A 16,444-nucleotide genomic window follows, 5' to 3' on the forward strand; every position below is an offset into this window, starting at 1 on the left:
CCATGCCCACCCGCACTCTGCGCGCCGCCACGGCGGCCGCCCTGCTCTCCGTGCTCCTGGCCGGCGGCCTCACCGCCTGCGGCCAGGAGGCCCGCGGCGGCAGCCGCTACAAGCCCGACGCCGGCAAGGGCGGCACCATCGGCCTCGCGATGCCGACCAAGGCCTCCGAGCGATGGATCGCCGACGGCGAGAACATGGCGAAGCAGTTCCGGAAGGCCGGCTACGACACCGATCTGCAGTACGGCGACGACAAGGTCGAGAACCAGATAGCCCAGATCGAGAACATGATCACCAAGGGCCGGCGGCTCCTGGTGATCGCCGCGATCGACGGCTCCGCGCTCACCGAGGTGCTGCAGCGCGCCCACGACGCCGGCATCCCCGTGATCTCGTACGACCGCCTGATCATGGGCACCGAGAACGTGGACTACTACGCGTCCTTCGACAACGAGCGGGTCGGCGAGCTGGAGGCGACGTACATCGTCGAGCGGCTGAAGCTCGGCGCACCGGCGAAGAACGCCGGCAAGCCGTACGACATCGAGCTGTTCGCGGGTTCTCCGGACGACAACAACACCCGGTACTTCTGGAGCGGCGCCATGAAGGTGCTCCAGCCGTACTTCGACAGCGGCCAGCTCGTCGTCCGCAGCGGGCAGACGAAGATGAACCAGGCCACCACGCTGCGCTGGGACGGCGGTACCGCCCAGAAGCGGATGGACGACCTGATCAGCAAGAACTACGGCGAGGAGAGCGTCGACGCCGTCCTCTCGCCGTACGACGGCATCTCCATCGGCATCATCTCCGCCCTCAAGAGCGCCGGTTACGGGACCGCGGGGCAGCCGCTGCCCGTCGTCACCGGGCAGGACGCCGAACTGGCGTCGGTGAAGTCCATCATCCGCGGCGAGCAGACGCAGACCGTCTTCAAGGACACCCGCAAGCTCGCCGCCCAGGCGGTGGCGATGGGCGACGCCGTGCTGAACGGGAGGAAGCCCGTGGTCAACAACGTCGAGGACTACGACAACGGCAAGAAGACCGTGCCGTCGTATCTGCTCGATCCGGTCAGCATCGACAAGTCGAACACCTCGCTCCTGGTCCGCGAGGGGTACTTCACGGCGGGACAGCTCTCATGACCGGGCCCGCCGTCCTGGAGATGCGCTCCATCACCAAGACGTTCCCCGGCGTCACCGCGCTCAGCGAGGTGAACCTCACCGTACGGGCGGGCGAGATCCACGCCCTGTGCGGGGAGAACGGCGCGGGCAAGTCCACGCTGATGAAGGTCCTCAGCGGCGTCCATCCGCACGGCAGCTACGAGGGCGAGATCCGCTTCGAGGGCGAGCCGGTGGCCTTCAAGGACATCCGGGCGAGCGAACGCCACGGAATCGTGATCATTCATCAGGAACTGGCTCTGATCCCCCATCTGTCGATCGCCGAGAACATCTTCCTCGGCAACGAGCAGACCCGTCGCGGCGTCATCGACTGGAACGACACCCTGCGCAGCGCCGGCCGGCTCCTCAAGCGGGTCGGACTGCACGAGAACCCCCACACTCCGGTAGGCGAACTCGGTGTCGGCAAGCAGCAGTTGGTCGAGATCGCCAAAGCGCTCTCCAAGGAGGTGAAGCTGCTCATCCTCGACGAGCCGACGGCCGCGCTCAACGACGAGGACAGCGCGAAGCTCCTCGAACTGATCCTGGAGCTGCGGCGCGAGGGCATCTCCTCCATCATCATCTCCCACAAGCTGAACGAGATCCGGCGGATCGCCGACCAGGTCACGGTCCTGCGCGACGGCCGCACCATCGAGACGCTTCCCGTGCGTCCGTCGGCGGACGCGGCGCCGGAGCTCTCCGAGGACCGGATCATCCGCGGCATGGTCGGACGCGACCTCGACCACCGGTTCCCGGAGCGCACCCCCTACGAGGGCGAGGACGCCGGCCAGGTGGCGCTGGCCGTCCGCGGCTGGACCGTGCGCCACCCGACGGACCCCCGTCGCACCGTCGTCGACGATGTGTCGCTGACGGTCCGCCGGGGCGAGATCGTCGGCATCGCGGGCCTCATGGGCGCGGGCCGCACCGAGCTGGCCATGTCCGTCTTCGGCCGCTCGTACGGGCGGTACGCGGCGGGCACCGTGGAGATCGACGGGCGGGAGACGGCGACGCGGACCGTACCGGAGGCGATCCAGGCCGGACTGGCCTACGTCACGGAGGACCGCAAGCAGTACGGCCTCCATCTGGCCGACACCGTCCATCGCAATGTCTCGCTGGTCTCCCTGCCCGGGATGCGACGGCGCGGAGTCGTCGACGAGTTCCACGAGCGCAAGGTCGCCGAGCGGTACCGCACGAGCATGAACATCAAGACGCCCACGGTCTTCGAGCAGGTCGGCCGGCTCTCCGGCGGCAACCAGCAGAAGGTCGTGCTCAGCAAGTGGATCCACGCCGACCCGAAGGTGCTGATCCTCGACGAGCCGACGCGCGGTATCGACGTCGGCGCCAAGTACGAGATCTACACCGTCGTCGACCGGCTCGCCGCGCAGGGAAGAGCGGTGCTCTTCATCTCCTCCGAGCTGCCGGAGCTGCTCGGGATGTGCGACCGGATCTACACGATGGCGGAGGGCCGGCTGACCGGTGAGGTCGCCCGTGCCGACGCCACCCAGGAAACCCTGATGCGTCACATGACCATGAGCAGAAGCTGAGGCCCCGCCATGACCACCACGACCCCTTCCGCACCGGAGACGAAGGCGGCGCACCCGGTGCGCCCCTCGGCCGGGGCCCTGCTCCTCCAGGGCGTGCGGGCGAACATGCGCCAGTACGGGATGCTCGTCGCGCTCGTCTTCCTCGTCATCCTGTTCCAGATATGGACCGACGGCACACTGCTGCTGCCGAACAACGTCTCCAACCTCATCCAGCAGAACAGCTACATCCTCATCCTGGCCATGGGCATGATGATCGTCATCGTCTCCGGCCACATCGACCTGTCCGTCGGCTCCCTGGCAGCGTTCGTCGGCGCCCTGTCGGCGGTGATGATGGTCAGGCACGACATGCCCTGGGTCCTGGCCCTGGTGCTGTCCCTGTTGGTCGGGGCGGTCGCCGGCGCGTGGCAGGGGTACTTCATCGCCTATCTCGGCATCCCGTCGTTCATCGTGACGCTCGCCGGAATGCTGCTGTTCCGCGGTCTCACCCAGATCTTCCTGGAGGGCCGGTCGCTGGCGCCGTTCCCCGACGGGTTCCAGAACATCGCCAAGGGCTTCATCCCCGAGATGGGCCCGTACACGCAGTACCACAACCCGACGCTGTTCCTCGGTCTCGTCACGGTCGTCTTCCTGCTGCTGCGCGAGTGGCGCGACCGCAAGCGCCAGCTGGCGTACGAGCTCGACGTGCTGCCCGCCGGACTGTGGGCGCTCAAGTGCGTGGCGATCGCGGCGGCGATCGTGGCCTTCACCCTCACGCTGGCGAGCTTCCACGGGGTTCCGGTCGTCATGCTGATCATGTGCGTGCTGTTGATCGGCCTGGGGTACGTGATGCGCAATGCGGTGGTCGGACGCCATGTGTACGCCCTGGGCGGCAACAAGGCGGCGGCCAAGCTCTCGGGCGTGAAGGACAAGCGCGTCACGTTCCTGGTCTTCGTGAACATGGGCGTCCTGGCGGCGCTCGCGGGCTGTGTGTACGCGGCACGGCTCAATGCGGGCACTCCGCAGGCGGGTCTCAACTTCGAACTGGAGGCCATCGCCGCCGCTTTCATCGGCGGAGCGTCGATGAGCGGCGGAGTGGGCACGGTGACGGGCGCCGTGATCGGCGGCCTGGTGCTCGGTGTCCTCAACAACGGCATGTCGCTGGTGGGCATCGGCACGGACTACCAACAGGTGATCAAGGGCCTCGTCCTGCTCGCGGCGGTCGGCTTCGACGTCTGGAACAAGCGCCGGTCGGTGGCGTAGGCGGGCCGCACACTCCTCCCTCGCGGCGATGTCCGGTGGTCGGTCCTAGGGTGATCCACGACGGAAGATCACCACCGGCGCTACAGGGAGACAGGCATGACGGGCACGCCCCTTCTCGTACCGGAGCACACGCTCCATCCGGCGATCACGCACGAACCGACCCGGCGCCGGCTGACGGAGGAGGGGCTGCCCGATTCCGGGAGTGTGATCGGCTTCGCGCGGCTGGCCGAGTCCCGGGTCGTGACGGTGTCGCACCTGGTCGAGGAGGGCGACGATCCGGGGGACCTGGACCCGGACATCGCGGGCCTGGTGGCCCTCGGGGAGGTGGTCGCGGACGAGTGGAGCTCCCTGGAGGTCGTCCTCGACGGCGCGTCGGGGCGGGTGTTCAGCCTGCGCATGAGCTCGGCTCGGTACGCCGAGGTGCATCCGCTCGCTCCGTCGCTGTCGGCGCTCGCGCGTTTCCTGACGGCAGTCGACGAACTGACCGGGCTTCGCGGCCGGTTCGCCGGCCTGGCGGGGCGCACCGGCGCCGAGGCGGTCGGCGAGGCGACCGGGTTGCTGCTCTCCGTCTTCACGGAAGAGGAGTGGGGCGACGGCGGCTGGGGAACGGCCGGCGACCCGGCGGAGTGGGACCATGCGGTCCCGGCTCTCTGGCGCATCACGGCACAGATACGGCCCCTGCCCCTTGTCTCCGGACCGGGCGGGGGCCTGCGGCTCGACCTGCCGGCGGATCTGCTGGACGAGGAGTTCGGGCCCGAAGGGGTGGTACGGGTCGACCCGGCGAACCTGCCGACGGCGCTGGAGCACGAGCCGACACGGCGCTTCCTGGCCGAGGTCGGGCTGCCGAAGGACGGCCGGATGTTCGGCCTCGCCGACGAGGACACGCTGCTGCTTCCGCTGCCCGAGGACCGCGCGCGGTCCAAGGAGGATCCTCGGCTCCGCCATCTGTGGAACGGCACGGACACGCTGCCGCCCGACGCCGACCGCCTGTTCGTCGTCGGGGGTCTGATGCACGACTTCGACGTGGTCGTCGACGGGTCGACGGGAGAGGTCCACTACCTCACGTACGACGGCGACACGGTCACACCGGTGAATGCCGACCTCTCCACACTGGCCTTCACGGTCTGGATGCACAGCCGGCAGCAGGGGTTCGCGGACGAACACGACCTGACCGGCAGGTTCGGCGACTTCTACCACGCGCTCGCCGCCGCGATGGTCTCGGCGCTCGCCTCGGTCGACCCGATCGCCTGTCTCCCCGCGAAGGACGATGACGACTACCGCTACTGGCCGGAGGTGTTCCACGACGAGGCGGGCGCGGTGCTCTGAACTCTCTCGGTCCAACCGCGCCGACAAGAGTCCAACAGTCCGGCGGGCCGACGGGGTTGTGGTGACCGCGACCCCACGGTGGGATGAGGGCCGACGGAAATCGCTTTCTGCATTGGTGACCTCCCCATTCCCTCCTCTCCCACAGGAGCCCCATGTCCACCCTGCCCTGGTACGAAGACGTCTCCCCCGGGTGCGGCGGGCTGCCGCCTCGGGCCTGGTACGCCCGCTCGGATGCCGTCTCCCTCTCCCTCTGCGGAGCCTGGCGGTTCCGGCTCTCGCCGGCGGCGGACACCGAGGACGAGTCCTTCGCCTCCGAGGGGTACGACGCCGGCGCCTGGGAGGAGATCGCCGTGCCGGGGCACTGGGTGCTCCAGGGCAAGGACCACGGGGCGCCCGCGTACACCAATGTCGTCTATCCGTTTCCGGTCGATCCGCCGCGCGTCCCGACCGAGAACCCCACGGGTGACCATCTGCGCCGCTTCGACCTGCCGGAGATCTGGCCGGATGGGGGCGAGGCCGTGCTGCGTTTCGGCGGTGTCGAGTCCGCGGCACGGGTGTGGCTCAACGGCGAGGAGCTGGGCGAGTTCAAGGGCTCGCGACTGCCGCACGAGTTCGCCGTCGGACCACTGCTGAAGGAGCGCGGCAATGTGCTCGCCGTCCGGGTCCACCAGTGGTCGTCCGGGTCCTATCTGGAGGACCAGGACCAGTGGTGGCTCCCGGGCATCTTCCGCGACGTGACGCTGCTGCACCGCCCCGAGGGCGCGGCCGGCGACTTCTTCACCCATCTCTCGTACGACCACACCGACGGCACGGGCACCCTGCGGGTGGAGTGCGACGTGCCCGGCCGGGTCACGGTGCCCGAGCTGGGCATCGACATCGGAACGGGCGAGTCGGTCACGGTACCGGTCGAGCCGTGGACGGCGGAGACGCCCCGGCTGTACGACGGCGAACTGGCCGCCGGGGGTGAACGGATCCCCCTGCGCATCGGGTTCCGTACGGTCGCCGTCGAGGACGGCGTGATCAAGGTCAACGGTCGCCGGATCCTCTTCCGGGGCGTGAACCGACATGAGTTCCACCCGGAGCGTGGCCGGAGCGTCGACCTGGCCACCATGCGCCGGGACGTCGAGCTGATGAAGCTCCACAACATCAACGCCGTACGCACCTCCCACTATCCGCCGCACCCCGCCTTCCTCGATCTGTGCGACGAGTACGGCCTGTGGGTGATCGACGAGTGCGATCTGGAGACGCACGGATTCCAGGATCTCGGCCGGCGCTCCAACCCGGTCGACGACGCGCGCTGGACCCCCGCTCTGCTCGACCGGGCGGCACGGATGGTCGAGCGCGACAAGAACCACGTCTCCGTGATCGTCTGGTCCCTCGGCAACGAGTGCGGCACGGGCGCCGGGCTCACCGCGATGGCCGAGTGGATCCGCGACCGCGACCCCTCGCGGCTCGTCCACTACGAGGGCGACCTCTCCTGCGAGGACACGGACGTCTACTCACGGATGTACGCCCCGCACGCCGAGGTCGAGCGGATCGGACGCCGGGAGGACCCGGGCCCGGCGGCTCGGCGCGAACTCCCCTTCATTCTCTGCGAGTACGGGCACGCCATGGGCAATGGACCCGGGGGACTCGCCGACTACCAGCGGCTGTTCGAGAGGTACGAGCGCTGTCAGGGCGGCTTCGTCTGGGAGTGGATCGACCACGGGCTCGTCCACCCGGAGTACGGCTACGGATACGGCGGCGACTTCGGCGAGGAGCTGCACGACGGGAACTTCGTCTGCGACGGGCTCCTCTTCCCCGACCGGACACCGTCGCCGGGCCTGGTCGAGTACAAGAAGGTGATCGAGCCGGTCCGCATCGAGGCGGGCACCGCCGAGAACACGGTCCGGATCACCAACGGGTACGACTTCGCCGACCTTGCCGGCCTCGCCTTCACGTGGGCCTTCGCGGTCGACGGAGAGACGGCCGGGACCGGACGGCTGACGGTGCCCGGGCTCGCACCCGGCGAGAGCGCGGAGATCGCGCTGCCGGCGCCTCCCGTCGACCGGACGGACCGCGAGGCGCACTGGACGGTCCGGGCGCTGCTCGCGCACGACACGCCGTGGGCGGCGTCGGGCCACGAGATCGCCTGGGGACAGCTCGCCGTCGGCGGGCCGGTGCCGCCCACTGCGGCGGCCGGTGCGCCGCCGGTTCGGCACGCCGGGCGGATCACCCTCGGTCCGGGCTCCTTCGACGCCCGTACGGGCGAGCCGCTGGCCATCGGCGGGATCCCGCTCACGGGCCTACGCCTGGACGTCTGGCGGGCGCCGACCGACAACGACAACGGCGCGGCCTGGCAGCCGGACGAGCGCTACGGACTGCTCTGGCGCGAGCTCGGTCTGCACCGGATGCGGCATCGGATCGACGCCGTGGAGACGGACGCCGAGGCGCTGACGGTACGGACCCGGGTGGCATCGGCGGCCCAGGACCTCGGCCTCGTGACCACGTACCGGTGGACGTCGGACGGGACGAGGCTCCGGCTGACGGTGAGCGTCACGCCCGAGGGCGAGTGGCGGCTGCCCCTGCCCCGGCTCGGCGTCCGCCTCGGCCTCCCGGCTGCCGTGGACCAGGCGGCATGGTTCGGCGGCGGACCGGGCGAGGCATACCCCGACACACGTGCGGCGGCGCGGACCGGCCGCTGGGAGGCCACGGTGGACGAGCTGCAGACACCCTATGTACGCCCGCAGGAGAACGGCGCCCGGATCGACACCCGGTGGGTCGAACTCGGCGACGGATCGACCGGATTGAGGGTCGAGGGAGACCCGCTGTTCTGGTTCACCGCCCGCCGTTGGACCAGCGAGCAGCTCGACGCCGCCGAGCACCACGGCGACCTCACGCCCGGCGACACGGTGTGGCTCACCCTCGACCACGCCCAGCAGGGCATCGGCTCGCAGTCCTGCGGCCCTGGGGTCCTGCCGGAGTACCGGCTGGACGCCGCCCCCGCGACGTTCGCCTTCACGTTCGAGCCCACCTTCACGTCCCTCGACGCGCGCGGCGCCGGCGGCACCGCGTGAACCGTGACGTCCCCGCGTCCTGCGGCCGGCCGGCGCGTCAGTCGGCCGGCCGCGGAGCGGCTCTCAGCGGATCAGGCGCTCGGGAACGATCCTCTGGGCCCTCAGTTCACCGACGACGAGGGCGGCGTACTCGGTGGCCCCGTGCACCGAGGTGTGGGTGTTGTCCTTCTTCTCGGTCGTCAGGTACAGCGCCTTGGACGCCTCCGGACCGAGCTCCTCGACCATCGCCTTGGTGAGGGCCGTGAGGTCGATCAGCGGGGTGGCGAGGTCGGCCGCCAGACGGCGGACCTCGGCGGGGTGGTCCACGCCGAGGCCGTTGACCAGCAGGGCGGTCCCGTTGTTCAGGGTGCCGTCGGTGTTGAACCAGCGGCGGACGATCGGGGTCACGAGGACGGGCCGGCCACCCCGTTCCCGTACGCCCTCGACGAGGGTGGTGAGGTTGGCGCGGTAGGTCGCCGCGTCCGTCTGCTTGTCGTTGTGGGCGAGCTGGATCAGGACCGCGTCACCACGGCGGACGAGCGGCTGGACGGCCGGAAAGAGGGCCGGGTTGGCGAGATAACTCACCGTGCTCTCACCGGAGTCGGCGTGGTTGGCGACCGCGACTCCGCGTTTGAGGTACTGAGGGAGCCGCTGGCCCCACCCCGCGTACGGGTCCCCCGGCTGGTCGCAGACCGTCGAGTCCCCGATGAGGAAGATCCGTGGGGCGGCCGGGGCCGGGGTGACGACCACTCCGGCGGGGAGCGGTGCCGTACCGCCGAAGGTCAGGTCGAGGCCGGGGCTGCCCGCGGGTCCCGTCGGCTCGCCCTCGGAGGCGCGAACGTCGACGGTGAACGAGCGATGGACCCTCTCCCCGGTGTCCGTGGCCGTCTCGGCGAGCATGGCCCGCCGGGTCTCGGCGGTCACGGACGTGGAGCCCGCGGTGTCCCCGCCAAGGGTGACCTGGACGTGGTACGTGCCGGGCGGGATGTCGAAGTGGCAGGCGATCGGTGCCGTGGTGGTGCAGTGGTCGAGGCCCTTGCCGTCGGGGCTGTCGGCGTGGGCGGGGGCGGCGCCGAGGGTGGCGGCGGTGAGCGCGGCGACGACGGTCGCGGCGGCGGTGAGCCGGGTGGTGCGTGTCATGGCCTCTCCTTACTACGCCGGAAGGCTGTCGCCGATGAGGGCGAGGTTCTGGATGGCGGCGAGTCCGAACAGCGCGGTGGTGTTGGTGCTGATCCACAGGTGCTCGTAGCCGGGCTCCAGCGCGGCCGGGCCCCGGACCGGGGTCTTGTCCCACACCATGGCCTTCGTGTACCCGTCGCTGTCGTGGAACTTCTGCCACGCCCTCGTCGCCAGCTGGGGGTCGTTCAGCTGGGCGGCGGCGTACGCGTCCTGGCGTGAGTGGCCCTGGAAGAGGAGCAGGGTGCCGAAGTTCTTGCCGTACCGGGCGGTCTGTTCGGTCTTGGTGGCGTTGAAGTAGCGGCAGTAGTCGAGCCAGGCCGCCCTGAACGCGGGCATGTCGATGAGGTCGATGAGCTCGGCGCACATCTCGACGAGGCCGAACATGGCGGACAGGTGGGACACGCCGACGACGGGCTCGGTCGCGACGGCGAACCGGCCGGTGTCGAGGTCGTACAGTCCCGTGCCCTGCACGAAACCGTTGGGCTGGGCGGCGATGGTCTCCATGGTGGAGCGCAGCCGGGCCTCGGCCTTGGCGGCCTTGGGTCCGCCGCGTTCCCACTCGGTGAGCCAGGCGGCGGCGAGTCCGCTCCAGTCGGTCCCGAAGCCGATGGACAGGGCGTGCCGGTCGGGGGTGTACGGCTCGGTGCGGATCTTGCGGATGGGGTCGAGGACGAGGAAGGTCTCGTCGGAGTCGACCAGGGCGTGCATGAGGTCACCGACGCGTTCGTCCGCGGTGAGGAAGTAGTACGGGCGGCGGTAGACGGCCGTCGAGATGCGCTGCTGCTTGGCGCTGTCGGCGAAGTGCTGGACGCCGTGGCGGGTACCGAGGCCGGCCCAGGTGCCCAGGTGGTAGACGTCGACCTCGCCGGTGTGGCGCGTCATCGCCTCCGCGAAGCGGAAGACGTCCGCGCGACCGGAACGCAGATAGGCGTACCAGAGCCAGAGGTCGGGCGAGAGTTCGGAGTTGTCCCAGGCGTAGCCTCCGACGTCGTACCGCCACTGGTGCCGGTCCTCGTCGTAGGTGTGCATGATGTCGCCGTAGTCCCAGAAGCCGTACCAGCGGCGCTGTTCGGTCTGGTCCCTGTAGTACGTGAAGAGGTAGTCGAGGTGGTCCTCGATGGTCGCCTTGGCGGGGGTGGAGCGGTCGACGGGCGCGAAGAGTCCGCCGAAGACCCCGGCGCGGGTCAGGTCCTCGGGGCTCGCGGCGAGCTGGGGCGGCGTGCGGACGGCGGCGGCCTGGGCGACGAGCGTGTCGGCGGTGGGGGTGGCGGCGTTGGCCCAGAACATCAGCTCGCTGGTGCGGGCGATGCCGTATGGGGTGCCGAAGCCGGGCTCGTAGTCCTCGTAGGTGATGTTCAGGCCCTCGAGCTGCTCGGGGAAGGTGTCCTGGCCCATGCCGTCGTGGTAGAAGCGCAGGTCCATGGGTTGCGCCTCGGGCGACCAGAGCCAGAGGGTGACCTCGGCGGCGTCACCGGCGGCGCCCCGGATGTCGAGCTGGGCCGGGTGCTTCTGCCAGAAGTCGCGGAGCCCGAAGGAGAGTCCGCCGCTGACCCCGCCGACGTAGCCGAAGCCGTTCGCCCTTCCGCCGCCGCCTGCCGGGATCCACCCGTGACCGGACTTGGTGCGCTTGCGCAGGGTGAAGCCGTCGGAGGAGAGCTGGGCGAGGGTGTAGTCGCCCCAGGCGGGGATGTACCGCAGCCGGGTGGTGACCCGCTGGTCCCAGGTGGCCGGGTCGGGCAGCTTCTCGCCCTTGACCTGGGCCGTACGGACGGCGGCGCCGGGGTCACGGCGCAGGCCGGTGATGCCTTGGACGGCCTCGGTGAGGAAGCCCTCGCCCTCGCCGGCGATGCGGATGTGGCGGTCGTAGGCGGTGTCACGCAGGGGGACGGTGAAGCGGACGCCGAGGCCGCGGATGAAGTCCTTGTGCTGGTCTCCGTCGTAGGTGATGGTGTGCACCATCCGGAAGGACTCGCTGCCGGCGTAGAAGTAGAGGCGTACGGAGAACGGCAGCCAACTGCGCCTGGCCTTGCGGTGCTTGCCGTCGACCCGGATGACGGCGCGGACGGGTCCGGACTGCTCGACGGTCGCCCCGGCGATCTCGCCGTCGAACCGCTCCCACGTGGCGTTGCCGTGGTCCCCGTCGTCGAGGTCGCTCTGGCGGAGCAGGACGAGCCGGCCGTCGGTGGCGATCTTGACGGTGCTGCGGGTCACGGAGTCGACGAGCTTCTCGCCGTCCTTGGAGATGACGGCCTTGATGGTGCCGGTGTCGACGGTGATCCGGCGGCCGGTCTCGGTGACGGTGACCACCTTCGGTCCTGCGGCGGGGGTTCCGGGCGCGAGGGTGAACTCGTCCGCCCCTGCGGCCTCGGGGCCGACCGCGTGCGCGGTCCACTTGAGCGAGCCGTCGGGCCAGCGGGCGGTGGTCCAGGTCTGTACGGGGACGTTCCTGCCGTCGGCGGTGGTGAGCGCGAAGTCCTGACCCTCGGGGTGGGGGCCCTTGGGCCACGGCACCCCGAACGTGGACCCGGGCGCGGCCCCGAGGCCACCGGCCTCGAGCCAGGTGACGGTCGCGGGCCGGCCCGCCGCGGGGACCGCGGCGGTCGCGGCGGTCGCGGCGGCCCGGGCGTCGCCGCGACCGAGGGCCCAACTGAACTGCGCGGCGGCACCGGCGAGGGTGGCGGCTTTGAGGAGAGAGCGGCGGGGGATGGGGGGCATGGGAGGTCCTTTCATGGTCATGACATGGAGGGTGGGGCTGGGGGCGTCCTTCGTTCCGCTGGAGCGGGGCGCGCAGGGGGCGGCGCCCCACACGTGGTGGGCACGCGTTCCGCTGGGGCGGTGCCCACCACGTGCCGCCCGCTCGCCACCCCCGTTGTGGGCATTCGTTCCGCAGGGCAGCGCCCACGCTGACGGCTGCGCCACCCACCCCCGTTGTGGGCGACTGTTCCGCTGGGGCTGGGGGTCCCGCGCCTGCCCACAACCAGGCGGGCGGCGGGGGTTGAGGGGGGCGCCGCCCCAGCGAAGCGCCTGCCCACAACCAGGTGGGATCCGTTCCGGCAGGGCGCCCTGCCCACACGCGCGTGGGCAGCGGCCCGCGGAAGCGGTGGGGCACGACCCGGCGGGGCACGCACGCACCGCGGTGGGACCGTGCCCCCGCGCCGCCGCCCCCGCCCCAGACGTCAGGAAAGACGTGCGCGGTGTTCCGCCGCGAGCGTCGCCGCCACCACCACCCCCAGCGCAGGCGGCGCGAGTGGCGCCGCGAACCAGGCGGACGCGGCGATCACGCCGAGACCGCAGACGACGAGCAGCGAGCCCGCGGGGTCGCCGAGCGTGCGGCGGGCGGCGGCGCGCAGCAGGGCACGCCACGAGGCGTTCGGGCGCCAGGCCGTGGACGCCCTCAGCACGGTCACGATCAGCGCGAGCATCGCCAGGACCCCGACCGCGCCCACGAACCGACCACCCGGCAGCCCCGCCCGTACGATCGCGAGGTCGGCCCCCAGCAGGGCGAGCGCCACCCAGACCGCGAGCCCCACGAGCCAGCCCCGGCGCACCGCGGAGCGCAGATCCGCGACGAACTCCCTCCACCCGCCCTCGACTCCGCCGGTCCAGCGGCGCAGATGCGCCGCCCCGGCCGCCAGCGCCGCGGGCAAGGTGAGCAGCGGCAGGGAGGCGAGGGCGATCCACACCCCGACGAGCAGGCATTCGGCGAAGACCCCGAACCGCGCGAGGACACGCGCTCTCATCCCGCCCCCTCAGCCCTTGAGCCCGGACGTGGCCATACCGTCGATCAGATACCGCTGGAAGGCGAGGAAGAAGAGCAGCACCGGCAGCAGCGCCACCAGTGACATCGCGATCATGCCTCCGTAGTCGGCCACTCCCTCCTGGTCGACGAACATCTTCAACCCCAGGGCCACGGTGTACTTCTCAGGCGTGTTGACGTAGATCAACGGGCCCATGAAGTCGTTCCAGGTGTTGATGAACGTGAAGATCGCGCTGGTGATCAGCGCCGGCCGGCACAGAGGCAGCACGATCGACCAGTAGATCCGCAGGTGGCCACAGCCGTCCAGCCGGGCCGCCTCGTCCAGCTCCTTGGGCAGGTTGCGCATGAACTGGACCATCAAGAAGACGAAGAAGGCGTCGACGGCCAGGTACTTGCCCAGAAGCAGCGGCGTATAGGTGTCGATGACGTCCATCTTCTGGAACAGCACGTACTGCGGGATCAGAAGCACGTGGTACGGCAGCAGCAGGGTGCCGATCATCAGCGCGAACATCAGATTGCGTCCCGCGAACCTGATGCGCGCGAAGGCGTACGCCGTCAGCGACGAGGACAGCAGCACCCCGATCACGGATCCGACCGCGAGGACGGTGGAGTTGAGGAAGAAGGTGGAGATCGGGATGTCGGCGATGCCCTCGGTCAGGCGGGTGTAGTTCCTGACGACGGGATCGGTGGGAAACAGCTCCAGGCTGCCGACGATCTCGTCGCCCTCCTTGAACGAGGCGCCGAGCACCCACACCACGGGATAGAGCACCACCGCGAGGACCGCGAGCGAACCCACGTGCCAGGCGAGCGAGCCCGCGCTCCGGCGCCGGAAGCCGGCCGAGGCCGACGGCGTGCGTGCGGGTCGTACCGTACGGGACATGCTCATCGAGCCGCCTCCTCGTAGTGCACCCAGCGCTTCTGGGACCAGAACAGCACCGCCGTGACGGCCGCGACGGCGAGGAGCAGCATCCACGCCATGGCCGAGGCGAGGCCCATCCGGCTGTTCTCGAAACCCTGGACGTAGAGGTAACAGGTGTAGACGAGCGAGCCGTCCGCCGGACCGCAGGCGTTGCCGCCCGCTCCTCCGCCGACGATGTAGGCCGAGGCGAAGATCTGGAACGAATGGATGGTCTCCAGCAGGACGTTGAAGAAGAGCACCGGCGAAATCATCGGCAGCGTGATGTTCCAGAACCGGCGCCAGGGTCCGGCGCCGTCCACCTCTGCGGCCTCGTACAGCTCGCGCGGAACCTGCTTGAGGCCGGCCAGGAAGATCACCATGGGTGCGCCGAACTGCCAGACGGTCAGCGCCACCAGGGCGTACAGGATCCATGCGGGATCGCCGATCCAGCCGCCGACGTCCACGCCGAACAGTGTGCTCTGGGCCCGGTCCACGACCGCTCCGTCGGAGAAGATCGCCTTCCAGACGATGGCCACGGACACGCTCGCTCCGATCAGCGAAGGAGCGTAGAACGCGGCGCGGTAGAAGCCCTGTCCGCGTCGGCTCTGGGCCAGCAGCAGCGCCACCCCGAGAGCGAGCAGCAGCTTGAGCGGCGTCCCGATGACGACGTACCACAGGGTCACGGAGACGGAGTGGCGCCAGCGCGGGTCGCCGAACATCTCGGTGAAGTTCGCGAAGCCGATCCACCTCGGGGAGTCGAAGAGGTTGTAGTCGGTGAACGCGAAGTACAGAGAGGCGACCATCGGGCCCGCCGTCAGCAACAGGAACCCCGCCATCCACGGGGACATGAAGAGATAGCCGGCCAGATTCTCCCTGCGGTCACGCCGCTTTCGGGCGGCGGCGAGGTGCGGAGCGAGGTCCGGTCCGCGGTCCGGTGCGTGGAGCGGCCCCGAGCCCTGGGTGGCGGGGTCACCGACTCCCGCGGCGGGGGCGTGGGTCACGGTCGATCCCATCAGCTGCCGAGAGCCGTCTTCGACTCGGTGAAGAACTGCTTGACCGCCTCGTCCACCGACCGCGTGCCAAGACCCAGTTCCTCCGCGAGACGGAGGAAGGCCGACTCGCAGACATCGGCGCCGGACGGGTGCGGGGTGATCGGCTCGAGGACACCCGCGTCGACCAGGGACTGCTCGTACGCGGCGATCTCCTTGGCGACCGGGTCGGTGGGCCGGAACGCCTCGTACTGCGCGACGGTCGCGGGGACCCCACGGTCGTAACCCATGATCGTGGCGACCTCGGGGTCGTGGACCATGAAGTCGATGAACTGGGCGACTTCCTTGGGGTGCTTGGTGCGCTTGGAGCCGCTGAGCATCAGGGAGCCGAGGTACTGACCGGTCTTCCTGCCGTCGGTGGTGGGGATCGGCGCGAGGCCGTACTCGCTCTTGCCCTCGGCGGTGTAGCGGTTGGTGAAGTTGTCCCAGGTGAACTCGCCGGCGGCGAGGTCGGCGGTCACCGCGGACTTGGGCTTGGCCTGGACGACCTTCTTGGTGTTCGCCACGACGCCGGACCTGCTGTCCCGCTCCGCCTTGGTCCACCAGTCGGTCAGGTCGGCCTCGGTGAAGCCCAGGCCCTTCTCGGTGAAGAAGGCCTTGCCCTGCTGGCGCAGGTACAGGTCGTAGAGGTACATCACGCCGTACATGCCGCTGTCGCCCGCCCGGCCGCCGCTGTCGCGGATCTTCTTCATCGCCGCGTCGAAGTCGGCCCAGGTCCAGCCCTGTCGGGGCGTGACGCCCGCCCGGGTGTAGACGTGCTTGTCGATGACGAGAGCCATCGAGTTGCTGCCCACGGGGACGCCGAGCAGCTTGCCGTCGACCTCGCCGAACTTCTCCAGTCCGGCCCGGAAGCCCTCGGTGCGGAGGTTGCCGGCCTTGACCTGCTGGTCGAGGTCGAGCAGGACGTTCTTGGCGTCGTACTTGCGCAGGAAGGCGATCGCGTTCTGGAAGACGTCCGGCGGGTTGCCGCCCGAGGCCTGGGTGTTGAACTTCTTCCAGAAGTCGGTGTACGGCTGGAAGTCCGTCTTGACCTTGATCTTCGGGAACTTCCTCTCGAAGAGCGCGATCGTCTGGTTGATCCGCTTGGCGCGGTCGTCGGACCCCCACCAGGCGTACCGGATGGTGACGGTCCCGTCGCCCGAGCCACTGCCGTTGCCACACCCCGCCGCGGTCAGGCCGAGAGCGGCCAGGGAGCCGCCCGCCACCTTGAGCAGACCGCGTCGGTCGACCGTCCCTTGAGTACGCACTCTTCGTCCTCCACGCACGATTGAAACGTTTTAG

Annotated in this window: 11 protein-coding genes; 5 read left to right on the top strand and 6 right to left on the bottom strand. The window is 70.0% G+C overall.

The annotated features are described in order from the left end of the window. Positions 1-2: 2 nt before the first annotated feature. The 5 genes from chvE (at position 3) to ACZ561_RS09505 (ending at position 8,301) form a co-directional block, all read left to right on the top strand. Positions 3-1,124 (top strand): multiple monosaccharide ABC transporter substrate-binding protein, encoded by a 1,122-nt coding sequence (gene chvE, locus ACZ561_RS09485; RefSeq protein WP_470991543.1) that lies wholly within the window; start codon positions 3-5, stop codon positions 1,122-1,124. Then, positions 1,121-2,680: a multiple monosaccharide ABC transporter ATP-binding protein gene (gene mmsA, locus ACZ561_RS09490; protein WP_470991546.1), complete on the top strand. Its 1,560-nt coding sequence runs from the start codon at positions 1,121-1,123 to the stop codon at positions 2,678-2,680. The genes chvE and mmsA overlap by 4 nt, the downstream gene beginning before the upstream one ends. Before the next feature lie 9 nt (positions 2,681-2,689). Further along, positions 2,690-3,919 carry a multiple monosaccharide ABC transporter permease gene (gene mmsB / locus ACZ561_RS09495; protein ID WP_470991549.1) on the top strand — a complete coding sequence of 410 codons (1,230 nt, stop codon included), beginning with the start codon at positions 2,690-2,692 and terminating at the stop codon, positions 3,917-3,919. Between the two features lie 96 nt (positions 3,920-4,015). Then, complete coding sequence (locus ACZ561_RS09500) at positions 4,016-5,245, top strand: SUKH-4 family immunity protein (RefSeq protein WP_470991552.1); 1,230 nt, start codon at positions 4,016-4,018, stop codon at positions 5,243-5,245. Positions 5,246-5,397: 152 nt separating this feature from the next. Then, entirely contained in the window at positions 5,398-8,301 is a 2,904-nt protein-coding gene (locus ACZ561_RS09505; protein ID WP_470991555.1) for a glycoside hydrolase family 2 TIM barrel-domain containing protein, read from the top strand. 63 nt (positions 8,302-8,364) lie between these two features. Here the strand turns inward: ACZ561_RS09505 and ACZ561_RS09510 are convergent, their stop codons facing one another. The 6 genes from ACZ561_RS09510 to ACZ561_RS09535 all read right to left on the bottom strand — a co-directional run bounded on the left by ACZ561_RS09510 (position 8,365) and on the right by ACZ561_RS09535 (position 16,410). Continuing rightward, on the bottom strand, positions 8,365-9,420 hold the full coding sequence (locus tag ACZ561_RS09510; RefSeq protein ID WP_470991557.1) for a rhamnogalacturonan acetylesterase: 1,056 nt from the start codon (positions 9,418-9,420) through the stop codon (positions 8,365-8,367). A 12-nt stretch (positions 9,421-9,432) separates the two neighbouring features. Then, positions 9,433-12,174 (bottom strand): exo-rhamnogalacturonan lyase family protein, encoded by a 2,742-nt coding sequence (locus ACZ561_RS09515; RefSeq protein ID WP_470991560.1) that lies wholly within the window; start codon positions 12,172-12,174, stop codon positions 9,433-9,435. A gap of 461 nt (positions 12,175-12,635) precedes the next feature. Then, a complete protein-coding gene (locus ACZ561_RS09520) occupies positions 12,636-13,199 on the bottom strand; it encodes a hypothetical protein (protein ID WP_470991563.1) in 564 nt (187 codons plus the stop codon). Positions 13,200-13,208: 9 nt separating this feature from the next. Then, positions 13,209-14,102, bottom strand: coding sequence for a carbohydrate ABC transporter permease (locus tag ACZ561_RS09525; protein WP_470991565.1), 894 nt, complete (start codon positions 14,100-14,102; stop codon positions 13,209-13,211). Beyond that, positions 14,099-15,127, bottom strand: a complete 1,029-nt coding sequence (locus ACZ561_RS09530) for a carbohydrate ABC transporter permease (RefSeq protein WP_470991567.1) — start codon at positions 15,125-15,127, stop codon at positions 14,099-14,101. Before ACZ561_RS09530 ends, ACZ561_RS09525 begins: the two co-directional genes overlap by 4 nt. Then, the gene (locus ACZ561_RS09535; protein ID WP_470991570.1) at positions 15,127-16,410 is read right to left on the bottom strand and encodes an ABC transporter substrate-binding protein; all 1,284 of its coding nucleotides are present in this window, start codon (positions 16,408-16,410) and stop codon (positions 15,127-15,129) included. Before ACZ561_RS09535 ends, ACZ561_RS09530 begins: the two co-directional genes overlap by 1 nt. Positions 16,411-16,444: the final 34 nt, after the last annotated feature.

It is taken from the genome of Streptomyces sp. NPDC039609, from assembly GCF_055596705.1.